This is a genomic window from Neobacillus drentensis, from assembly GCF_036966985.1.
Classification (GTDB): Bacteria; Bacillota; Bacilli; order Bacillales; family Cytobacillaceae; genus Neobacillus; species Neobacillus drentensis_E.
In genome coordinates this window covers 1-1,548 of record NZ_JBALSN010000494.1, presented here as the reverse complement: position 1 = coordinate 1,548, position 1,548 = coordinate 1, and the positions used below count along the sequence as shown (strand labels likewise).

Here is a 1,548-nt window from a genome sequence, read left to right as displayed (position 1 = left end):
CCTGAGGGCACTGAAAAAGTACATTTAAAAAAGGCAATTGAAAGTGATTTAATCAAACTAAACTGTACCCGATAGAGTAGACACCTAAAAAAAGGTCTGCTCTATCGGGTACTTTTATGTATAATGAATAAAAAATGTGAGAATCGGAGAATACGATATGTCAAAAAAGCTTTTCACTGATAAAGAAATAGAGAACCTTTCTAATAATCCTTATGTTAAATCAGTAAGTACGAAAGGAATTACATATACTGATGAATTTAAAAGGATTTTTATAGCTGAAAGTGAGAATGGAAAATTACCACGTCAGATATTTGAGGAGAATGGTTTTGATGTTGATATCATTGGTATTGTTAGGGTAAATAGAGCAGCTTATAGATGGCGTGTTGCTTATAAAGAATCAGGAGTATTAGGTCTTCGCGATACACGTAAAGATAATTCAGGGAGACCGATTGACAGAGAGCTTAGTTTAGAAGAGAAAAATGCAAAATTAGAAGCTCAAATTAAACTACTGCGGGCTGAAAATGAGTTATTAAAAAAGTTAGACATGATGGAAAGGGGGCTGGAGAGAAACGAGTAAAAGTATCAGCGGAACAGAAGTTCCTTTTAATTCGTAAAGTAATTGAAAAGTATGATCTTAAACATATGGTGAGTTTCTTATGCGAAATATCTGGAGTTTCTCGATCTGGTTATTATAATTATTTTTCTCCCAAATCTCAGGAAAATAGAGTACGCCGTGAACAAAAGGACATAATTTTAAAAGAGAATATTTTAAAGGCGTTTCATTTTAAACGACGTAATAAAGGTGCTCGCCAAATTAAAATGACGTTAAAAGGTCAGTTTGGTATTAAATATAATATTAAACGAATCCGAAGAATTATGAAGAAATATAAGATTGTATGTCCAATTAGAAGAGCTAATCCATATAAGAAGATGTTGAAAGCTACACAAGAACACTCCGTACTACCGAATTTACTAAACCGTGAATTCAAACAAGAAATCCCAGGTAAAGTATTACTCACTGATATTACCTATTTATATTATGGGAAGGGACAAAAAGCTTATTTGTCCACTATTAAGGATAGCTCCACGAATGAAATATTGGCCTATAACCTATCAGATCGACTTACATTAGATTTAGCAACAGATACATTGATAAAGTTAAAGAATAATAGAAAATTAAAGTTTGCGGAAGGAGCCTTTATTCACTCAGATCAAGGGGTACACTATACTAGTCCTACTTTTCAGAAGCATGTAAAAAAATTAGGTCTAGGACAATCTATGTCTAGAAGAGGAAACTGTTGGGATAACGCTCCACAAGAGTCTTTTTTTGGCCATTTTAAGGATGAAGCATATATAAAACCATGTAATTCCTTAGATGAACTTAAAAGAGAAATAAGGAGTTATATGACCTACTATAACCATTTTAGATATCAATGGAATTTAAAGAAGATGACCCCTGTTGAATACAGGAATCATCTTCTAAATGTGGCATAACCTTTTTTAAAATGTCCTTTACAACGGGTACAGTTTAAACTTTCAACTGCCTTT

The 1,548-nt window shown here is 32.8% G+C and carries 1 protein-coding gene; it reads left to right on the top strand.

What is annotated here, in order from left to right; genetic code table 11:
* The first annotated feature begins 157 nt into the window (after positions 1-157).
* A protein-coding gene (locus tag V7659_RS26245; protein WP_335543038.1) for an IS3 family transposase occupies positions 158-1,494 on the top strand; the annotation gives its coding sequence in 2 pieces (ribosomal slippage) (positions 158-542 and positions 542-1,494; 1,338 coding nt in all).
* Positions 1,495-1,548 lie beyond the last annotated feature (54 nt).